We start from the raw sequence: 17,711 nt of genomic DNA, 5'->3' as shown, positions 1-17,711 counted from the left end.
GGCGTGCTCGTCGTCGCCCTGCTCCTGCGAGGATGCCGTGCTCACGCCGCTGCGCCCTCCTGCCGCGCCGCGTGCAGACGAACGCAACACGTGGGGACAACACCCCATCGGCGTCGGCACCACGCCGCCGCTATGCTCCGATCCAGAGGAGGCAAGCCGATGACGATCCCGGAGATCCCGCAGCAGGCGCCCGAGCCCGCGGCACCCACAGCCGCGTCGCAGCGCAGGGCGGGCGGGAACGGCCTGCTGGTGGCACTGTCCGTCGTCTGCGCCGTGCTGCTGCTCGCGACGCTCGGCTTCGGCGCCGGCGCGGCCATCCTGTCCGTGACGAACGTCAGCGCCGCAGCGGACCCCGGCGCGACTCCCACGCCCAAGCCGACCGCGAAGGTCGACCGGGACCGCACGGTGCACGGCATCCCGGTCGATGTCGTGTCCGACATCGACTTCGGCTACTTCTTCATGACCGACACGGATGCCAGGGGCTTCACGTCGCTGTACTCGCAGATCCGCAACCACGACGAGAAGCGCGCCGCCATCGTCTTCTTCGATGTGAGCCTGTATGACGAGGATGCCGTGCTTCTCAGCCGCTGGCCCTCGAGCGTCTACATGCTTCCGGGACAGGTGACGCTCTTCACGGGCGTGACCGTCGGGAACATGCTGGACGTCGCCTCGATCAGGATCGAGCAGACCAGCCTGAAGTACGAGGAGCCGCGGAGCACGGGCACCGTGGTCCTCGATGAGGCCCGCAGCGGCGACAACGGCCTGGTCGGCGGCAAGTACACCTCGACACTCGGCGTCGAGGGCCGAGGGGCGCACGTGTACCTGATCGCCGCCGTCGACAACGAGGTCCTCGGCGTCTGCTGGGACGTCGAGAACATCCCCGCATCCGGCGCGTTCGACTTCCGCTGCACCCTCGAACCCGCCTCACGCGACGAGCCGCAGCCGATCGGCACGCTCCCGGACGACGCCGTGGTCGCCAGCTACTACACCCTGGACACGATCCAATGACCGCGCCGCAGAACGCCTCAGCACCCCGCGACCTCCGGCGCGGCCTCCTCATCGCCCTGAGCATCGCAGCCGTCGTGCTGGTCGCCTCGACGATCACCACCGGCATCCTGCTGTTCGGGATGCTGGGGCAGCGGCCGGCGGCGGCACCAGCGGCATCCGCCTCACCGTCGCCGACCGCGACACGCGAACCGCAGACGGTGCACGGCATCCCCGTCAGCGTCCGTGACACGGCGCTCGAGTTCGGCACCTGGGTGGCGGAGCCGTGGGTCGACGGCGAGACGCGGTTGTTCGCGCCGCTGAGCAACCCCTCCAAGACGCAGGCCGTATCGATCTTCTACGACGTCACGGCATACGACGCGAAGGGACACATCCTCGACCGCACGCTCGCCAGCGCCGACCTGCTGCCGGGCGACGAGGGCGTCTTCTCGTCGTCGAGCCTGAGGGCCGAACCCGATGACATCGCGGAGATCGTGATCGAGCAGACCAGGATCTCCGCCGCGGCATCGCCGTACACGGGCGAGATCAGCGAGCCGCAGGTGACCGCCGACCGTGAGTCCGGGGCCGTCGACTTCGTCATTCCTTCGTCCCTCTCCCCCGACCTCGACCGCCCCTGGGTCGACGTCATCGCCCTCGTCGACGGCGAGATCATCGGCCAATGCGAGGCGGTCACCGCCGAAGGAGCCCGCCCGTTCACCGGAAGGTGCTACCTCCAGCCGACGGCGAAGGGCGTCGCCGAGACCCCGGAGAACCACTTCATGACGTTGCCGGAGAATGCCGAGGTGCGCGCGTTCCTGAGGGTCGAGCTCGAGCTCGAGTGAATCGGTGACGCGGCGGGGGTGAAAGGATCGAGGGGTGACCCTCCTCGATCCCACGACCGTCAACGGCGCCGATGCGGATGCCGTCTACCTGGCGTTCGTGGAGTGGGCGGAGTCCACCGGCATCCGCCTGTACCCCGCGCAGGACGAGGCGGTCATCGAGATCGTCTCGGGTCAGAACCTGATCCTGTCCACGCCCACGGGCACCGGGAAGTCCCTGGTCGCGATCGGCGCCCACTTCGCCGCGCTGACCGAGGGACGCCGCACCTACTACACGGCACCGATCAAGGCGCTGGTCAGCGAGAAGTTCTTCAGCCTGGTCGACGTGTTCGGCGCCGCGAACGTCGGCATGGTCACCGGCGACTCCGCGGTGAACGCCGATGCCCCGATCGTCTGCTGCACGGCCGAGATCCTCGCGAACCTCGCGCTGCGCGAGGGCGCGGATGCCGACGTCGGCCAGGTCGTGATGGACGAGTTCCACTTCTACGGGGACCCCGACCGGGGCTGGGCATGGCAGGTGCCGCTGCTCACGCTTCCTCAGGCGCAGTTCGTGCTCATGTCCGCGACCCTCGGCGACGTCACGGAGCTGGCATCCGATCTGACCCGCCGCACCGGACGGGAGACGGCCGTGGTCACGGGCGTCGAGCGGCCCGTTCCGCTGCACTTCTTCTACGAGACGACGCCGATCCACGAGACCATCGAGGACCTGCTGCACACCGACCGAGCCCCGGTCTACATCGTGCACTTCTCCCAGGCCGCGGCGATGGAGCGCGCGCAGGCGCTCGCCAGCGCGAAGGTCGCGACGCGCGAGCAGCGCGATGCGATCGCCGACCTCATCGGAGGCTTCCGGTTCACGACCGCCTTCGGCAAGACGCTCTCCCGCCTGCTGCGGCTCGGCATCGGCGTGCACCACGCGGGGATGCTGCCGAAGTACCGGCGGCTGGTCGAGCAGCTCGCCCAGCGCGGGATGCTGCGGGTGATCTGCGGCACGGACACGCTCGGCGTGGGCATCAACGTGCCCATCCGCACCGTGCTGCTCACCGCGCTGACGAAGTTCGACGGCCAGCGGATGCGGCAGCTGAACGCCCGCGAGTTCCACCAGATCGCAGGGCGTGCGGGCCGCGCCGGCTTCGACACGGCGGGCACGGTCGTGGCGCAGGCGCCGGAGCACGAGACCGAGAACCTCGCCGCGATCCGCAAGGCCGGCGACGACCCGAAGAAGAAGCGCAAGATCATCCGCAAGAAGGCGCCCGACGGGTTCGTGTCCTGGGGAGAGCCGTCGTTCCAGAAGCTGATCTCCTCCGAGCCCGAGACGCTCACCTCGCACATGCAGATCACCAGCGCGATGATGCTCAACGTCATCGCTCGGGGCGGCGACGCGTTCGGCAATATGCGTGCGCTGGTATATGACAATCACGAGCCCAGGGCGAAGCAGCGCCTCCTCGCTCTGAGAGCGCTCGGCATCTACCGCACGCTGCTCGAATCGGGCGTGGTCGAGAACGGTCCGGACGGTGTCCGGCTCACGGTCGACCTGCAGCCGAACTTCGCTCTCAACCAGCCGCTGTCGCCGTTCGCCCTCGCGGCGTTCGAGCTGCTCGATCCGGACTCGGCGACCTTCGCCCTGGACATGATCTCGATCGTCGAGTCGACCCTCGACGATCCGCGCGCGATCCTCTCGCAGCAGGAGTTCATCGCGCGGGGCGAGGCCGTCGCCGCGATGAAGGCCGAGGGCATCGAGTACGACGAGCGCATGGAGCTGCTCGAGCAGATCACGTGGCCCAAGCCGCTCGAGGAGCTGCTCGCCGCGGCCTTCCAGACCTTCAGCGCCGCCCAGCCGTGGATCCGCGACTTCGAGCTGCATCCCAAGTCGGTGGTGCGCGACATGTACGAGCGTGCCATGTCGTTCGGGGAATACGTCGCCTTCTACAAGACCGCGCGATCGGAGGGCGTGGTGCTGCGCTACCTCTCCGATGCCTATCGCGCGGCCTCCCAGACGATCCCCGAGCACCTCAAGACCGAGGAGCTGCGCGACCTGATCGAGTGGCTCGGCGAGCTGGTGCGCCAGGTCGACTCGAGTCTGCTGGACGAGTGGCAGGAGCTGGTGAGCGGCGTTCTGGTCGATCCGGACGACGAGCCGGTCGTCCCGCCTGCACCCAAGCGGCTCACCGCGAACGTGCGCGCCTTCCGCATCCTGGTGCGCAACGAGCTGTTCCGGCGCGTGCAGCTCGCCGCCCGCGAGGACCTCGAGTCGCTGGATGCCCTGGACCCCGCGTTCGACGGCTGGTCCGACGCCCTCGACGCGTACTTCGCCGAGCACGATGAGATCCTCACCGGGGCGGATGCCCGCGGGTCCGCCCTCCTGCTGATCGAGCAGGGCGCGGAGCAGTGGACCGTGCGGCAGATCCTGGACGACCCCGCCGGCGATCACGACTGGGGCATCTCCGCGACCGTCGACCTGGCGGCATCCGACGAGGCCGGCGAAGCCGTGATCCACGTCACGGGCGTCGACCGGCTCTAAGACGCCGAACGGGTGCCGGAGCAGCTTCGGGGCTCAGCCCGCCTGAAGCCCCAGCAGCACGCAGCCGTTCGCGCCGGCCCAGCCGCCCAGCGTCGCGGGCACGATCGGCGGCACGCGGTGGAACGTCGCCCGCTCGCCGACGAGCCCCTCGGCCAGGGTGACCAGGGCGTGCGGCGCCTGCGCGAGCCCGCCCCCGACCACGATCCGCCCCGGGTCGACGAGGGCGCACAGGGTGAGCAGCGCCTCCGCCAGAGCGGATGCCGCGTGGAACACGATCCCCTGGGCGCGCGCCTCGCCCGCGCCGAACGCGGCCAGCAGTGAGCGGGGACCGCCCTCGCCTCCCGCACTGTTCCAGGCCGTGCGCAGCGCCGGGGCGCCGATGATCGTCTCGAGACAGCCGCGCCGCCCGCAGGAGCACAGCGCGCCGTCCGGCTCGACCGTGATGTGGCCCAGCTCACCGGCGGATCCGTGCGCTCCGGGCACCACGGTGCCATCCACGACGTGGGCTCCCGCGATGCCGGTTCCCAGCGCCAGGACGAAGCTGTCGTCGCTGCCCGCTCCGGCGCCCCAGGTCGCCTCCGCGACGGCGGCCGCATGTCCATCGTTGACCACGTCGACGGGCACGCCGAGCAGTCCTCCCAGACGCTCGCCGAGGTGGCATCCGTCCAGCGACGGGATGTTGGTGGAGCGGATCACGACGCCGTTCGCCTGATCGACCAGGCCGGGGATCGACAGCACGACGCGCTGCAGGGAGCGTTCGCCGCGCACCTGCCGCACGATCTCGGCGAGACCGTCGACGGGGTCGGCCAGCGGAGTGGTCATCCGGTCGCGGAACAGCGGCTCCGGCGGGGTCGAGAGAGGGGATCGGGCGTCGACGAGCAGCGCCTTCACGCTGGATCCGCCGACATCGACACCGAGGACAGCAGGGGATGTCATGCGTGCAGTGCCGCCGCCCTGGCTTCACGGCGCAGCGCCTGCTTGGCGGGATCGGGCACCGGGACCGACCCGAGCAGCCTGCGACTGTACGGGTGCTGCGGGGACAGCAGCACGTCGTCGGCGGAGCCGGTCTCGACGATCTCGCCCTTCAGCATGACCGCGACGCGGTCGGAGATCTCGTGCACCACGGCGAGGTCATGGCTGATGAACAGGCACGCGAAGTGCATCTTCTGCTGCAGATCGCGCAGCACGTCCAGCACCGCGGCCTGCACCGAGACGTCGAGGGCCGAGGTCGGCTCGTCGGCGATGATCAGCTCCGGTTCGAGGGCGATGGCCCTGGCCAGTCCGATGCGCTGGCGCTGTCCTCCGGAGAGCTCATGGGGATACCGGGTGGCGTAGCCGGCGGGCAGTTCCACCGCATCGAGCAGCTCGGCCACCCGCGCCCTGCGCTGTGCAGCACTGGTCGGGAAGCGGCGTCGCTGCACGAGCATCGGCTCGGCGATCGCCTCGCCCACCGTCATCCGCGGGTCGAGACTGGAACCGGGATCCTGGAAGATCGCACCGACCCGCCCCCGCAGCTCGCGCTCCCGGCGTCGCGAGACGCCTCCGCGCCCGATCTGCTCTCCGAAGAGCGTCATCGTGCCGTCGGACAGCGGCAGCAGGCCCAGTGCCGCCCGCCCCAGCGTCGACTTGCCCGAACCGGACTCGCCGACCAGGCCGACGATCTCGCCGGGCGCGATGCTCAGGCTGACGCCGTCGAGCGCCTTGAACGAGCGTCCGCCGCGACGGTACGTCACCGCCGCGGACACGATGTCCAGCACCGGCGCGGGCGTCTGCTCCGCAGCATCCGCGCGAACCGCCGACGGGGCGTCGGGCAGCGTCGGCACGGCGCCGAGCAGCTTCTTCGTGTAGTCCTCACGGGGCGCGGTGAGCACCTCGCGCGTGGTCCCGACCTCGACCATGGTGCCGCGGAACATCACCGCGACCCGGTCGGCGATGTCGGCGACCACGCCCATGTTGTGCGTCACCAGGAGGAAGGCGGTGCCCGACTCCGCCGCCAGCGCACGGATCAGGTCGAGGATCTCGGCCTGCACCGTCACGTCGAGGGCCGTGGTCGGCTCGTCGGCGATGATCAGCTGCGGCTCGCAGGCCAGCGCGATGGCGATCACCACACGCTGCCGCTGCCCGCCGGAGAGCTCGTGCGGGTAGCTCTTCGCGCGTCGCTCCGGGTCGGGGATGCCGACGCGCGCGAGCAGCTCGACGGCGCGCGCCCAGGCGGCGTCCTTGCTGGTCTTGCGGTGGTTGTGGAGCGCCTCGGTGATCTGGTCGCCGATGCGCATGCTCGGATTGAGCGCGGTCATCGGCTCCTGGAACACCATCGAGATCTCGCCGCCGCGGACCGAGTTCATCGCATCCTCGTCGAGACCGAGCAGCTCGCGGCCGGTGAGGCGGATCGAACCGGTCACGGATGCCGTGCGGGGCAGCAGGCCGAGCACGGCCATGGCCGTGACCGACTTGCCCGAGCCGGACTCGCCGACCAGGGCGAGCACCTCGCCCGCCCTCACCTCGAGGTCGATGCCCTTGACCGCCTCGACGGGGCCGTCCTCGGTGCGGAACGACACGGCCAGGCCGGTGATCGACAGCAGTGCGTCGCTCATGCGGCACGCCCCTTCACGTCGAAGAAGTCACGGAGCCCGTCGCCGATGCTGTTGAAGGCGCAGACGGTGAGCACGATGCAGAAGCCGGCGGGGAAGATCAGCCACCAGGCGCCGGCGTAGGTGTAGGTCATGCCGCTGGTCAGCATGGCGCCCCAGTCGGTCGCGGGCTTCTGCAGTCCCATTCCCAGGAACGAGATGTAGGCGACCAGCAGGATCGCGTCGGCGACCTGGAACGTCGCGTTCACCACGATCGTGCCGACCGTGTTCGGCACCACGTGCTTGAGCACCGCGCGGGAGTGCGAACCGCCCATGGCGCGCAGGGCCAGCACGTACTCGCGGGACTTCAGCGAGATCGACTCGGCGCGCACCAGGCGGGCGGGCACCAGCCAGGACACGAGTCCGATCACGCAGATCATCAGCGGCACGCTCGGACGCAGCACCGCCGAGAGGATCAGCAGCAGGAAGGTCGCGGGAATCGCGATCGCCGCGTCCACGATGCGCATCATCACGGTGTCGACGATGCCTCCGACGTACCCGGCGATCGCGCCCCAGAGCGTGCCGATCACGGTGGCGAGCACGCCTGCCGCGAGGCCGATGAGGATCGAGATCTGCCCGCCGGCCATGAGCCGTCCGAGGATGTCGTAGCCGACGTCATCGGTGCCCAGCGGATGCCCCGGAGATCCGGGCGGCAGCATGGTGCTGCGCAGGTCGGTGTGCACCTGATCGGTCGGGTACAGCAGAGGCCCGACGAAGCAGAACAGCAGGAACAGGGCGATGGTCACGATGCCGAAGACCGCGAGCCTGTTGCGCAGGAAGCGCCGCACGCCGCGCTGCCGCGGGCTGAGCGTGCGGGTGGCGAGTGCCACGGTGGAGGTCGGGGAGGGAGTGCTCACGAGAGCTCCTCTCGCGTGCGCGGGTCGAGCAGGGCCTGGATGATGTCGGCCAGCAGGGAGCCGATGACGGTCGCGACGGCGATGATCAGGATGCAGCCCAGCAGCACCGGATAGTCGGACGTCTGCGCCGAGGTCCAGAACAGCAGACCCATGCCCGGGTAGTTGAAGAGGGACTCGACGACGATCATGCCGCCGAACATCACCGGCAGGTAGTAGCCGAGCATCGCGATGACCGGCGTGAGCGAGTTGCGCACCACGTGGCGCGCGACGACCACCGCGACCGGCGTGCCCTTGGCGCGGGCGGTGCGCACGTAGTCCTCGGAGAGGTTGTCGATGGTCGACGACCTCATGTAGCGCGAGAAGGTCGCGATGATGCTGAGCGCGGCCGTGAGGACGGGGAGCACGAGGCCGCCGGGGTTCGCCAGGACGGCGGCGACGCTCTCGCCCTGCGGCGCCTGCGCGGGCAGGATCCGCAGCGACTGCGAGAAGACGATGACAAGGATGAGCCCGAGGAAGAACGACGGGGTCGAGTAGACGATGAAGTTCCACGTGGTCAGCACGTAGTCCGACGTCCTGCCCCGGCGCACCGCCTGGAAGATGCCCATCGGGATGGCGATGATCAGGGCCACCAGCATCGAGATGAGCGCGAGGATCAGCGTCTTGGGCAGGCGCTGCACGATGGCGTCGGAGACAGGCCGGTTCAGCTTGAACGAATCGCCGAGGTCTCCGGTCGCGATCTGCCCGAGGAAGTTGAGGTACTGCTGCCAGACGGGCAGGTCGAAGCCGTGCGCCTTGTTGAAGGCGTCGATCTGGGCCTGGGTCGCCTGCATCCCCAGGATGCCGGTGGCCGGCCCGTCGGGCATGGCGAGGTGGAGCAGCGCGAACACGATCAGTGTCACGAGCAGGATCACGATCAGACCCTGGCCGACCCGCCTCAGCAGGTACCACCAGAATCGGCTGTCGCTCTTCTTCTTCGCAGCCGTCGGCTGCGCTGCGTCCACCACGCTCATGTCCTATCCTTCAGGCTCTGCCGGTCACTTCCAGGACCAGCGCTGCGGCATGAAGTTGCCGCCCGGGTCCTGGGTGCCGATCTCGAGGCCCTTGCGCACGACCGAGACCTGGTACACCGGGTTGGGCATCCACATCACCGGCAGGTCCTTCGCGAGCAGCTCGGAGTACTTCTTGCTCGTCTCGGAGTCGGAGGAGAACATCATCTCCTGGATGAGCGACTCCGCCTCGGCGTTGTAGTACTGGCCGGCGTTCCACTTCGTGTCCTTGGCGAAGAGGCGCTCACCGGTGGCGTACGGGCTGAAGTACCAGCTGCCCGCCGTGCCGAAGAAGACCAGGTCCCAGGTGCACTTGGCGCCCTCAGCGGTCTTGCACTCCTGAGCCTGCGTCAGCACGGTGTCCAGCGGCTTGGCGTCGACGGTCACCTTGACGCCGACCTTGGCCAGCGACGACTGGATCTCGGCCATGGTGTTGTCGGTCTCCTGCGAGCCGTTCTGCGTGGTGATCACGAACTCGGCGAGGTCGCCGGCCGCGATTCCGGCGCCGCACTGGTCTGCACCCTCACCCGGCGCCGCGCACTCGAGCACGCCGTCGGAGTTCTTCTTCCAGCCGTGGTCGGTGAACAGCTGAGCGGCCTTCTTGAGGTCGAACGGGTACGGATTCTTCGCCTGCGCGTCGGAGAGCTGATCCGAGGGCACGGTCTGCGGGATGGGGCCGTAGTCCGGGGTGGCGGCGCCGTGCCAGATCGCGTCGGAGATGGTCTCCTGGTCGATCGAGTGCTGCAGGGCCTGACGCACGTACAGCTGGCTGAACAGGTTCTTGTGCGGTCCCGCGAAGTTGTACGGCATGTACGTGATCGACCAGCCGGCCCACTGCTCGACGCCGTAGCCGAGGTCGGTGAACTGCTTGTCGTTGGTCAGCTGCGACGCGCTGATGTAGCCGTAGTCGACCTCGCCGGAGCGGACGACGTTCATCTCGGCGTCCGCCGAGGTGAACGGCAGGAAGCGCACGTTCTCGATCTGCGCCTTGTCTGCGCCGGTGTACTTCTTGTTGGCGGTCAGCTCGACCAGGCCCGAGTCGGACCAGCTCTTCACGGTGTACGGACCCGAGACGGTCTTCCAGAGCGGGTTCGTGGCGTAGGTCTTCATGTCCTCGGCCTGCGAGAACAGGTAGTCGAACACCTTGACGGCGCCGGCCGGGTCACGGTCGAAGTCGCCGATCTCGCCGTCGTCGCTGGTCTTGTCCCACACGTGCTGCGGCATCGGGTACACCAGGCTCAGCTGGTTGCCCACGAAGTAGTCCTGGTTGTAGACCTTGTCCATCGTGAGCGAGAAGGTCTTGTCGTTGACCGTCGTGAACGAGGTCACGTTGTCGGGGATGTTGCCCTTGGAGTAGCCACCGGTCTTCTCGGCGTTGGCCTTGACCAGGTTGAACCAGAACTCGACGTCGCGCGAGGTCACCGGCTTGCCGTCCGACCAGTCGAGGTCGCCCAGCGTGATGGTGATGGTCTTGCCGTCCTCCGAGAACTCGTAGGACTCGGCGGCCGATCCCTTCTTGTCCCAGCCCATGTCGCCGGACTGCCCGTTGTACTCGAACAGGCGGGGCCACAGCGTCGCCTTGATGGCGCTGTTGTGGGTCGCCATCTTGTCGGGCGCCGAGAGCGGCAGGATCCAGTTCGGGCCGGTGCCGACGGGCAGCGCGTAGCTGACCGTGTCCTTGTCCCCGGCGGAGCCGGCGTCGCCGCTCTGCGCGGCCTGGCAGCCGGTCAGGGCGATCATCGCCACCGCGATCGCCCCGAGCGGGGCGAGCATCCGGCGGCGCAGCGTCTGGGTGCGCATGGAAACCTCCTTGTTCGCGACGTCCGACCTCGACGGTCGTTCGTTCGATGTGTCACGCACTTTGAATTATGAACGAAGCAAGTGCGCGAAACAAAGCCGATGCGTCACGTTTGAATAACACACTTGTTTCGGGTGGCGAAATAACTGTCGATCGGATGCGGTCAGCGCACGATCTCGGCTGTGAGGTCCGGGTCGCTGTCGAACGCGTCGAACGGGAACATCGGCCGCTGGATGCGGTGATGCCCGAGACGCTCGAGGTCCTGGTCCACGCCGCCCGGCGTGAGGGCGAGGGTCCAGCCGCGCTGGATGTCGTACAGCTCCGGCTCCAGGTACCCGATCTTCGTGACGATGATCGCCGCGTTCTGCGCATCGAGCCCGATGGAGGTGAAGTCGCTGACGTCGTGATACGCCTTGCGGTGCTCCGTGATGATCACATGCAGGCCGCCGACGCGGACGACCGCGATGCCGCCGGCATCCGGATCACCCTCGTGCAGGCTGTGCAGCACGCCCTCCACCCGCACCGGTCCGTGCGGACCGTGGTCGATGCGTGCGCCGGCCTCCACCGAGACCGCGTCGCCCACGGCGTGCGTGCGCAGGATGTCGATCGCCCCCTTGTCGAACACGGAGGCGCACAGCGTGACGGGCGAGTCGGGTCCGGTGAGCTCGGGGCGCTGCAGCAGCTGCGCCAGCGTCCAGGTCACGTCTCCGGTGCCACCGGCCCCCGGGTTGTCGCCGGAGTCGCTGATCAGGTAGGGCGTGGTCGCCGAGGAGAGGGCGCGCTCCGCCGCCTCGTCGAGGGTTCCGGGAGGGCCGACGAACTCGAAGTCGTCGCGCACATCCCACAGTGCGCGACCGAGCTCCTCTGCCGCCGCGGTGGTGACGGCCTCGTCGGTGCCGGTCACCACGACGGTGGCGTGGCAGCGCGGCTCGTCCGCCCAGGCGTACCCGATCCAGATCGCCGCGTCGACCACACCCGCGCGGGACTCGACCTCGGGGATGCGGGCGTAGAGGCTCTTCGCGGGCTCCACCCGCGTGCTGGTCTTCTCGCCGGGAAGCAGGATCGGCACCCGCACCCACGCGCGGTGCGGCGCAGTCCCGCTCTCGAGCGTCGTCACGAGATTGCGGAGGGCCCGGTCCCGCGTCTCCCACGCGTCCTCGTGCGGCGCCAGGCGGTAGCAGGTGATGAGGTCGACGTTCTCGACCAGTGCGCGCGAGACGTTGCCGTGCAGGTCCATGGTCGCCGAGACGACCACGTCCGGCCCGATCACCTCACGGATCGCGGCGATCAGGTCGCCCTCCGCGTCGTCCATGCCCACCACGCTCATGGCGCCGTGGATGTCGAGAAGCAGACCGTCCAGCCCGTCCCCCGAGGCGACGATCTCGGCGAGACCGTCGCAGATGCGCCTCTTGATCGACGCATAGGTGTCCGCGAGCACCGCGCCGCCGGGGATCGAGCGCGCGTGATAGACCGGCAGCCACTCGGCCCGATCGGCGAGCTCCCCTTCGCGCAGGGCGTCGTAGCGGTTCACCAGCGCCGCGCCCTCCAGGCGCAGGAAGTCGCGATCACCGGCCCGGTGCGGCGAGAAGGTGCTGGACTCGATGCCCATACCGGCGATGGCGATGCGGGGAAGCGAAGCTGTTTCGGACATACGAAAGAGCTTATTCAATCAGGCGACTGAACTCCGGTCGCTTGAATCGGCATCGGTCAAAGATGCTTCGCTGATCGAACTTTCATCGGGAGGGCGGGGCGACGTCGCGCAGCTCCGCATCGATGCGCGCGGGAGACAGCATGGTCTCCAGCAGCTCCCAGCCGACCCCGCGTGCCCCCGCCAGCGCCCCGGCCCTGCTGACCTCGATCTGCAGCGCATCGGTGGACATCGGCAGGCAGAGGGTGAACAGGGCCTGACGGATGCCTGCGACGAAGGCATCCGCCGTCGCCAGACGCCCGCCGACGACCAGGGCCTGCGGATTGAAGAAGTTGATGATCGTCGCGAGCACCTCGCCTGTGCGCGCGCCCGCCTCGCGCAGCAGAGCGGTCGCGCGCGGATGCGCGTTCTCGGCCAGCGCCAGCACGTCGTCGAGGTTGTCGATGCGCTCCCCGGCCTCCTTCAGCGCGTCGACGATGGCGGAGCCACTGGCCACCACGTCCAGGCAGCCCGCTCGCCCGCAGGAGCAGATCACCGGAGGCGCATCATGCAGGGCGACATGACTGATGTCACCGGCGACGCCGCGGAAGCCGCGGTACACCGCGCCGTCGACCACGATCCCGCAGCCGATGCCGCTCCCGGCCTTCACGAACACCATCTGCTCGAAGGCCGCATCCCTCTCGATGTACTCCCCCACCGCCATCGCATTGGCGTCGTTCTCGATCACGAAGGGCAGGCCCGTGACGGCGCCGAGCACCTCGCCGACGTCGACGCCGTTCCACCCGGGCATCCGGGTCGGCGACAGCAGTCGCGTGGTGCGCGAGTCCACCGGTCCGGGAAGGCTCATCGCGATGCCGGCCAGCGGCATCCCGCCGCTCTCCTCCGCGAGCCGGCGCGTGCTCGCCCACACCTGCGTCACGACGGCCTCCACGCCGTCGAGCAGCGAGACGTTCTCGAACGCCTCGCCCACGATCTCTCCACGCCGGTCGAGCAGCACGATCGTGGCGTGCCGCTCGCCCAGGTCGACGCCCGCGACGACGCTGCCCGCAGCCTTGACCGCCAGGGCCCGGGGGCGGCGGCCCCCGCGTGATTCGCCCTGGCCCACCTCCTCCAGGTAGCCGCTGGCCACCAGCGCGTCCACGCGCAGCGCCACGGTCGATGCGGAGAGACCGGTCATCCGCGCGAGATCCGCGCGCGAGTGCGCCTTCCCACCCCGGACGAGCGCGAACAGCTCGCCCGCCGAATGCGAGGTCTGGCTTGTCGATCGCACGGAGGCCTCCTGCATCTTCGGTCGACGGTCACACAAAGATAGTCCTACTTTGGGGCCATCTGTCGTCGATTTTCCGTCGCCGCGGCGCATCAGCCGGTCGCGTCACGCGACGTCACGTCACTTCTGAAGGACGTTCTCGGTTCTGAAGGAGGTACGAGCGCCTGGCATCCTTCAGAACGTCATCCGTCCTTCAGACGCGCGCTGCCCTCCGGCCGAACCACCCCGGCAGCAGCGGGTCGAACAGCGCCTCAGCCCGCATCCGCCGCAGCAGCGCGTGCGCGCCCAGGCTCGCGGCGATCACGAGCGCTGTGATCAGCAGGGGCTCGATCACCGCAAGGACGGGCCCGCGGTACACCCAGGGCTCGACTCCGCGCAGCATCCGGTCCAGCAGCGCCAGCGGGATCATGTGGATGACGTAGATCGGCAGGGTCCGCCGGCCGATCCAGCGCAGCGGCGCCGCGAGCGGCTCCCACCTGTCGATCAGGGCGCACGCGCTGATGCCCGCGACCACGGCGAGCGCCGACAGCAGGGTCCACACGCCGAACCACTGTCGCGCACCCAGCAGCGACACCACCACCAGGGATGCGACGTAGAGCGCCCCGAGCCCTGCGGCGGTCGCCCAGCTCGCGCGCGCGGCGAAGCGTCGCATCAGCCCCGGCAGGTGCAGGCCCGCCAGGAAGAAGACCACGTTCTGGACGACCTGCCAGAGGTTGCCGCTGTCGGGCAGCAGCCCGGCCGCCGCTACCGCCGACACGAGGAAGCTGAGAGGCAGCAGCACGGCCGTGGGGATGCCGCGACTGACTCTGCCCACGATCAGGTAGAGCGCCAGCGCGAGCAGGTACCAGAGATTGGTCGGGCTGACCGTCAGCTGCAGGAGCAGGCTCCAGGCGTCCGTCGCCCGCGCGGTGTCGAAGTCCGGCCCAGCCGCGGCGAGGGCGAAGGTCTGGATGACGACCCAGAGCAGGTACAGCAGTGCGAGCCGCAGCGCCCGGATGCTGACCCTCGCGCGCGTGGGCGCGAGAACCGCACTCGCCGCGAACATGCCCGAGACCACGAAGAACAGCGGCATCCGCAGTGGCAGCAGCTGCGCGCTGACCACGGTCCACATCTCCGGGATGCCGCCCGCGTCCTCCCACGGCAGATCCGAGCTGTGCTTGACGACGACGTGCCACATCACCACGAGGATGATGCAGATGCCCTTGACCACGTCCGGCCACCCTTCCCTCGCCGGGATGGTCATGAGAGGCATGGTCCCCGCCTGCGTCGTCCCGGCCGCAGCACCTCGGCCCTCGCTGCCGGCCGTCATCCTGCGGCTTCCGCCCCGGCCCGCGCGTTCGCGGACTTCGAGTGCGCGGCCAGTGCCGCCGCCACCAGCCGTCCGGCCAGTTCGCCGTAGCCGACCCCGGCGGCCTGGAACATGCGCGGCACCTGCGAGTGCGCCGTCATCCCCGGCATGGTGTTCACCTCGTTGAGCACCGGGCCGTCCTCCGTGAGGAAGAAGTCGATCCGGGCGACGCCCGCGCAGCCCAGGGCATCGAACATCCGCACCGCCGCCGCGGTGAGCGCCGTGCGCTCCCGCCTGGTCAGGTCGGCGGGCGTCGTGAAGCGGGCGGAGCCGTCGTACTTCGCCGCGGTGTCGAACAGCGCGGAGCCGTCCGCCGCGGCGGCGTGGATCTCCAGCGGCGGCGTCGCCCAGCGCACGCCTCCGGCTTCGCGCAGCACCGAGACGTCGATCTCCCGCCCGCGCACGACCTCCTCGATCAGGATGCGGTCATCGAACCGCGACGCGAGCCACAGCGCATCCTGCAGTTCACCGGCATCCGTGACCAGCGTCACCCCGTGACTCGACCCGGCCGCGACGGGCTTGACGACCACCGGGCTCTCGAACTCCACATCGCCGATGTCGGCGCTGCCGACCAGCACGCCTCGTGCGGTGCGGATGCCGACGGCCTCGGCGACCAGCTTGGTGGCCCACTTGTCCATCCCGATCGCGCCCGCCCGCACGCCCGATCCCACCACCGGGACGCCGGCCAGGTTGCACAGCGCGGCCAGCGAGCCGTCCTCGCCGTTCATTCCATGCAGCACGGGGAATACGACGTCGGCGCGCGCCATCGCCTCCAGCGCACCGCGCAGGGACAGCGCGGGCGACTCCCCCAGCGCGGCGTCGCCGGAGCACCAGCATCCGTCCCTGCCGATCGTGATCTCGTCCACGATGAATCCGGTCTCGCGCAGTGCGGCCGCGACACCCGACGCACCCGCCAGCGACACCTCGTGCTCCGCGCTCTGTCCGCCGCCGATCACCAGCACGCGGGTCATGCGACGGTCCTCGCCACGCGCGCACCGATGCCGGTGACGATCGTGTGCGGGATGGTCCCCGCCCAGTCGCCCCACTCCTGCACGGTCGGGGCGATGCCGCCGGGTCCGAACACGGTCGCGACGCTCCCGCGGGGAAACGACGCATCGCCGGTGTCGACCACGATCTGGTCCATCGACACCCTCCCGATGACGCGATGCCGCCTGCCGCCGATCTCCACGCAGGCCTCGCGGGACAGCTCCCTCGGTATGCCGTCGGCGTAGCCGACCCCCAGCACCGAGATGCGCGTGCGCCGGTCTGCGACATGCGCGCCCCCGTACCCGACCGGGGTACCCGCGTCGACCTCCGCGCTGTGCACCACCGGAGCCGTGAACCGCCCGGCGGGTGCCAGCTCGACCGTGCGCGACGGGTCGATGCCGACCAGCCCCGCACCGACCCGCACCAGGTCGAAGCGCGTGGACGGATCGCTCAGCGCCGCCGAGGTCGCACCGAGATGCGCGATCAGCGGGGCCAGCCCCGCGCGCAGAGCGGTGTCGCGGGCGTGCTGCAGACGCATCACCCACGGCACGTTCGCCCGAGGGTCGGCCAGGTCCGCCTGCGGCAGGTGACCCATCACCCCGACGATGCGCAGAAGCCCGGCGTCCCGTCCGCGGCGTGCGAGTTGCAGCATCCGGTCCCAGTCGCGCACGGGGCAGCCGCCCCGCGCCATGCCGGTGTCCAGGTGCAGATGCACGCGCACGCGCGCCCCCTCGTCGACAAGACCGGCGACCCCGGCGTCGTCGATCAGCTCGGCGAGCTCGTCCACCGACCCGACAGCGACGTCGATCCGGTTCCGCACGGCGGCGACGACGTCGATCCCGGCCGGATGCAGCCAGGCGAGGATCGGCGCCTCGATCCCGCCTCCGCGCAGCACGGCACCCTCGGCCACGTCCGTGACACCGAGCCACTCAGCACCGGCGTCCACGGCGGCACTCGCCACGGCGAGCGCGCCGTGCCCGTACCCGTCGGCCTTGACCACGGCCATGACAGGCCCTCCGGTGCGCATCCGCCGCAGGTTCTCGGCGACGGCACCCCGGATCAGCTGCAGCGTGGGCCCGGCGAAACGCGCGGCGGCCATCGCTTCCGTCCGCCCCTCCTCGATCAGCATGCTCATCGCCTCCGCTCCGTGGGATCGCGCAGCATCCGCGGACACCCTTCAGCCGACGCCTTCGCGCGCAACTCGAAGTGCCAGGGCTCGTTGCCGTAGATCTGGCACAGCCCGAAGGCCGCACCGTGGCGTCCCAGCCATTCGGCCGCCGCCCACGGGCCGATGTCGGCGGCGTCGCCGGAGACGTGCTCGGAGGCGTCGGCGGTCGCCACCCAGCGCGCGGCCTCCTGCGCCGACCCGTACTTCTTCACGGCGTCGGCCAGCAGCCGGTCCTGGAACTCCCGCGACCGCCAGCCGCTGTTGATCCGCAGCTCGACCCCGTCCGCCGACGCCGCGGCAGCGGCGCGACGCAGCGCCGCGAGGAGCTGGGGGTCGAGGTTGGTCACGGCGGGCACGTCGTCCTCCACGCCCGCCGGCCTCCCCTCGGCGATCAGCCCGTCGGCCGCCGTGATGCGCCCGTCGTCGGCGGCGGCCTGCTTCACCGGCACCTCCTGCTGCTGCGCCTGCCCGGCCTGCGAGGGCGGGCTGGTGGAGGCGGACGCCCCGGTCAGGGCCTGCTGCACCACGAAGACCGCGGCGATCAGCGCGACCACCAGGGTGGCGAAAAGAGCGGCGGCCCGTCGGTTGCGTCGGGCCTCGGCGGCAGATGAGTTCATGCTG

The 17,711-nt window shown here is 69.9% G+C and carries 14 protein-coding genes; 3 read left to right on the top strand and 11 right to left on the bottom strand.

The features are described from left to right. The first annotated feature begins 159 nt into the window (after nucleotides 1-159). The 3 genes from MIAR_RS03955 to MIAR_RS03945 are packed head-to-tail and all read left to right on the top strand — an operon-like array spanning nucleotide 160 to nucleotide 4,341. Nucleotides 160-1,008, top strand: coding sequence for a hypothetical protein (locus MIAR_RS03955; RefSeq protein WP_285631628.1), 849 nt, complete (start codon nucleotides 160-162; stop codon nucleotides 1,006-1,008). Next, nucleotides 1,005-1,826: a hypothetical protein gene (locus tag MIAR_RS03950; RefSeq protein WP_285631625.1), complete on the top strand. Its 822-nt coding sequence runs from the start codon at nucleotides 1,005-1,007 to the stop codon at nucleotides 1,824-1,826. The genes MIAR_RS03955 and MIAR_RS03950 overlap by 4 nt, the downstream gene beginning before the upstream one ends. Nucleotides 1,827-1,860: 34 nt before the next feature. Continuing rightward, nucleotides 1,861-4,341 (top strand): DEAD/DEAH box helicase, encoded by a 2,481-nt coding sequence (locus tag MIAR_RS03945; RefSeq protein ID WP_285631622.1) that lies wholly within the window; start codon nucleotides 1,861-1,863, stop codon nucleotides 4,339-4,341. Between the two features lie 33 nt (nucleotides 4,342-4,374). Here MIAR_RS03945 and MIAR_RS03940 read toward each other — a convergent pair whose 3' ends face one another. The 11 genes from MIAR_RS03940 to MIAR_RS03890 form a co-directional block, all read right to left on the bottom strand. Further along, on the bottom strand, nucleotides 4,375-5,277 hold the full coding sequence (locus MIAR_RS03940) for an ROK family protein (protein WP_285631620.1): 903 nt from the start codon (nucleotides 5,275-5,277) through the stop codon (nucleotides 4,375-4,377). Continuing rightward, on the bottom strand, nucleotides 5,274-6,935 hold the full coding sequence (locus tag MIAR_RS03935; RefSeq protein WP_285631617.1) for an ABC transporter ATP-binding protein: 1,662 nt from the start codon (nucleotides 6,933-6,935) through the stop codon (nucleotides 5,274-5,276). Before MIAR_RS03935 ends, MIAR_RS03940 begins: the two co-directional genes overlap by 4 nt. Continuing rightward, nucleotides 6,932-7,828, bottom strand: a complete 897-nt coding sequence (locus tag MIAR_RS03930; RefSeq protein ID WP_285631614.1) for an ABC transporter permease — start codon at nucleotides 7,826-7,828, stop codon at nucleotides 6,932-6,934. Before MIAR_RS03930 ends, MIAR_RS03935 begins: the two co-directional genes overlap by 4 nt. Beyond that, nucleotides 7,825-8,838, bottom strand: a complete 1,014-nt coding sequence (locus tag MIAR_RS03925) for an ABC transporter permease (protein ID WP_285631611.1) — start codon at nucleotides 8,836-8,838, stop codon at nucleotides 7,825-7,827. Before MIAR_RS03925 ends, MIAR_RS03930 begins: the two co-directional genes overlap by 4 nt. A 24-nt stretch (nucleotides 8,839-8,862) precedes the next feature. Then, nucleotides 8,863-10,674, bottom strand: coding sequence for a peptide ABC transporter substrate-binding protein (locus MIAR_RS03920; RefSeq protein WP_285631608.1), 1,812 nt, complete (start codon nucleotides 10,672-10,674; stop codon nucleotides 8,863-8,865). Nucleotides 10,675-10,835: 161 nt separating this feature from the next. Beyond that, on the bottom strand, nucleotides 10,836-12,323 hold the full coding sequence (locus MIAR_RS03915; protein WP_285631605.1) for a M81 family metallopeptidase: 1,488 nt from the start codon (nucleotides 12,321-12,323) through the stop codon (nucleotides 10,836-10,838). Between the two features lie 82 nt (nucleotides 12,324-12,405). Beyond that, nucleotides 12,406-13,590 carry an ROK family transcriptional regulator gene (locus MIAR_RS03910; RefSeq protein ID WP_285631602.1) on the bottom strand — a complete coding sequence of 395 codons (1,185 nt, stop codon included), beginning with the start codon at nucleotides 13,588-13,590 and terminating at the stop codon, nucleotides 12,406-12,408. 190 nt (nucleotides 13,591-13,780) lie between these two features. Then, a complete protein-coding gene (locus MIAR_RS03905; RefSeq protein WP_285631599.1) occupies nucleotides 13,781-14,839 on the bottom strand; it encodes an acyltransferase family protein in 1,059 nt (352 codons plus the stop codon). Between the two features lie 53 nt (nucleotides 14,840-14,892). Next, nucleotides 14,893-15,906: a D-alanine--D-alanine ligase family protein gene (locus MIAR_RS03900; protein WP_285631596.1), complete on the bottom strand. Its 1,014-nt coding sequence runs from the start codon at nucleotides 15,904-15,906 to the stop codon at nucleotides 14,893-14,895. Then, nucleotides 15,903-17,057 carry an alanine racemase gene (gene alr, locus MIAR_RS03895; RefSeq protein ID WP_285631593.1) on the bottom strand — a complete coding sequence of 385 codons (1,155 nt, stop codon included), beginning with the start codon at nucleotides 17,055-17,057 and terminating at the stop codon, nucleotides 15,903-15,905. Before alr ends, MIAR_RS03900 begins: the two co-directional genes overlap by 4 nt. Then, nucleotides 17,054-17,707 carry a M15 family metallopeptidase gene (locus tag MIAR_RS03890; RefSeq protein WP_285631590.1) on the bottom strand — a complete coding sequence of 218 codons (654 nt, stop codon included), beginning with the start codon at nucleotides 17,705-17,707 and terminating at the stop codon, nucleotides 17,054-17,056. The genes alr and MIAR_RS03890 overlap by 4 nt, the downstream gene beginning before the upstream one ends. Nucleotides 17,708-17,711 lie beyond the last annotated feature (4 nt).

This window comes from Microbacterium arabinogalactanolyticum (assembly GCF_030268005.1).
Taxonomy (GTDB): domain Bacteria; phylum Actinomycetota; class Actinomycetes; order Actinomycetales; family Microbacteriaceae; genus Microbacterium; species Microbacterium arabinogalactanolyticum.
This window is presented reverse-complemented; position numbering and strand designations above follow the sequence as displayed.

What these genes read in the sequence shown, in the direction of transcription:
- MIAR_RS03955 (WP_285631628.1), top strand. Translation starts at nt 160, where the DNA reads ATGACGATCCCGGAGATCCCGCAGCAGGCGCCCGAGCCCGCGGCACCC.
- MIAR_RS03950 (WP_285631625.1), top strand. Translation starts at nt 1,005, where the DNA reads ATGACCGCGCCGCAGAACGCCTCAGCACCCCGCGACCTCCGGCGCGGC.
- MIAR_RS03940 (WP_285631620.1), bottom strand. Translation starts at nt 5,277, where the DNA reads ATGACATCCCCTGCTGTCCTCGGTGTCGATGTCGGCGGATCCAGCGTG.
- MIAR_RS03935 (WP_285631617.1), bottom strand. Translation starts at nt 6,935, where the DNA reads ATGAGCGACGCACTGCTGTCGATCACCGGCCTGGCCGTGTCGTTCCGC.
- MIAR_RS03925 (WP_285631611.1), bottom strand. Translation starts at nt 8,838, where the DNA reads ATGAGCGTGGTGGACGCAGCGCAGCCGACGGCTGCGAAGAAGAAGAGC.
- MIAR_RS03920 (WP_285631608.1), bottom strand. Translation starts at nt 10,674, where the DNA reads ATGCGCACCCAGACGCTGCGCCGCCGGATGCTCGCCCCGCTCGGGGCG.
- MIAR_RS03915 (WP_285631605.1), bottom strand. Translation starts at nt 12,323, where the DNA reads ATGTCCGAAACAGCTTCGCTTCCCCGCATCGCCATCGCCGGTATGGGC.
- MIAR_RS03905 (WP_285631599.1), bottom strand. Translation starts at nt 14,839, where the DNA reads ATGCCTCTCATGACCATCCCGGCGAGGGAAGGGTGGCCGGACGTGGTC.
- MIAR_RS03900 (WP_285631596.1), bottom strand. Translation starts at nt 15,906, where the DNA reads ATGACCCGCGTGCTGGTGATCGGCGGCGGACAGAGCGCGGAGCACGAG.
- alr (WP_285631593.1), bottom strand. Translation starts at nt 17,057, where the DNA reads ATGAGCATGCTGATCGAGGAGGGGCGGACGGAAGCGATGGCCGCCGCG.
- MIAR_RS03890 (WP_285631590.1), bottom strand. Translation starts at nt 17,707, where the DNA reads ATGAACTCATCTGCCGCCGAGGCCCGACGCAACCGACGGGCCGCCGCT.